Origin of the sequence: Mesorhizobium sp. M7A.F.Ca.CA.002.04.1.1, assembly GCF_004022805.1 — a bacterium.
Classification (GTDB): domain Bacteria; phylum Pseudomonadota; class Alphaproteobacteria; order Rhizobiales; family Rhizobiaceae; genus Mesorhizobium; species Mesorhizobium ciceri.
Window position 1 is genome coordinate 1 of record NZ_RZPL01000929.1, and the last position, 1,867, is coordinate 1,867.

The following is a 1,867-nucleotide window of genomic DNA, read 5'->3' on the forward strand; positions in this document are numbered from 1 at the left end:
AGGTTGGCCGGCGGTGCTGTCCAGCCTGAAATCCTTCCTCGAAACCGGCAGCGGCATCGATATTTTCGCCAAGCCGAAATCGGCCTGATGTTGCGACCTCGAGCAGAATCAGACCCGTGGAGAACGATAATGACCAAGCGCTATACCGGCGGCTGCGCATGCGGCGCGATCCGTTACGAGACCAATGACGAGCCTATCTTCCAGAACCACTGCCAATGCAGCGATTGCCAGAAGCGCTCAGGCACCGGCCACGGATCCTACCTGACCTTCGGCCAGCGCACCGATATGGCCATTACCGGGGAGGTGAGCACCTGGCGCGTGGCGGGCGCCAGCGGCAATGAAAAAATCCACACCTTCTGTCCAACCTGCGGAACGCCGGTCTTTCTGATATCCGTCGCCATGCCGGAATTCATAGCGGTCCATGCGGCCAGCCTCGACGATCCGGAACAGTTCAGCCCGCAGATGGTGACCTACACGAGCCACGGCCATGCCTGGGACAAGATGGATCCCGCCTTGCAGGCGGTCGAGCGAATGCCGTAGTGAAACGCGTCCGCCGTCGGCCCGCGATCTGCCGTCGCGCCTTCAGGCCCGATGCTCTTGGCCGATCAGCCGGCTCGCCGCTGTCTCGGCTATGGCATCGGCAAGCTCGAGGCCCCATTGCTGGCGGCAATAGGCGCGGAAATCGAAGCAGGGCAGGCCGGGGCAGACCTCGAACTCGATGAGGTGGACGGTGTCGTCGGCCTCGACCCTGAGATCGATGGAAAACACGTCGCGCAGGCCGAGCCCGCTCATCAGCCGCCCGGCGATCGCACGAATCCTGGCGTCGGCGGCCGGCTGGCTGTCGGCGACCGCGACGAGCTCCGGCTCGGCGTAATGTCCCGCCGCTTTCGCTGCCTCGCCAGTGTCGCCGTAGAGCGCCAGGCTGTCGGCCATGGTCTGGAAATCGGCGCCTGAATCGACAAAGGCCACGCCAAGCACTTCGACTCCCGCGCCCGGCATCAGGCTAAGGAAACTGGCGCGCACGTTGCGGCCGGCGACGTAGGGCTGGACGACGACATCGTCGCGATAGGCCGAAAAGACGCGCCGGCTGAGCTCCAAAGCGTGGGCGAGATCGCTGCAGCGCGACTCCAGCCAGATGCCGATCTTGGCGCCGAGCCGGTTGGGCTTGACGAACCAGCCGGCGGGCGAGGCCGGCGGCTCGACCAGCCATTGGCCGTCACGCGCGAGCCCAGCCTGTGGCACCGGCAGGCCGAGCGCGCCGAGCACGGCGCCGGAGCGGAACTTGTCCTGGCAGAGCGCGAACAGCGCATCGTCGGCGCCGATTGTCTTGAAACCGCCCAGTCGCGCCAAAGCGGGCGCCGCGCCGCCGCGGAAATAGGCGATGCCGTCGGTCAGCGTCCAGACCAGCGTTGTGCTGGGATGCTCGCCGGCGAGCACGCTGGCAGCGTCGTCGAGCCCCACCGGCGCGAACGACAGGCCGCGTGCCTGGCAGGCACGGCCAAGCACGTCGAATTCAGGAGCGAGATCGGTCGACTGCGCCAGATAGGACGCGATTTCGGTTGCGCGCTGCGGCGCATGGCCGTCGGCGACCAGGCGGTCGAAACAAGCCTTTTCCGGCTCATGGATGAGTATCAGTTTCGGCTTACGGCTTGGCATGAGATGAACGATTCCCGGCGGTACGATCACCTACCATCGCATGGTCGAGACGTCAGGCTCTCGCGAAACCGACACGGTGCGGGCGGTGGCGTGACAACGCACCGTCCGACCGTAGAATCCAGTTCGATCAGGCGATCAGCACGCGCGGCTCGAAGCGGCCGTTGACGGGAATATCGAGCAGAAAGGTCATGCCGCCCTGCAGATCCAGCAG

Annotated in this window: 2 protein-coding genes; one reads left to right on the top strand and one right to left on the bottom strand. The window is 65.5% G+C overall.

Going from position 1 to position 1,867, the window contains the following annotated elements:
• Positions 1–129: 129 nt before the first annotated feature.
• Positions 130–540: a GFA family protein gene (locus ENZ75_RS30580; protein WP_063169673.1), complete on the top strand. Its 411-nt coding sequence runs from the start codon at positions 130–132 to the stop codon at positions 538–540.
• 42 nt (positions 541–582) lie between these two features.
• Here ENZ75_RS30580 and ENZ75_RS30585 read toward each other — a convergent pair whose 3' ends face one another.
• Positions 583–1,656, bottom strand: coding sequence for a D-alanine:D-lactate ligase-like protein (locus tag ENZ75_RS30585; RefSeq protein ID WP_063169672.1), 1,074 nt, complete (start codon positions 1,654–1,656; stop codon positions 583–585).
• Positions 1,657–1,867: the final 211 nt, after the last annotated feature.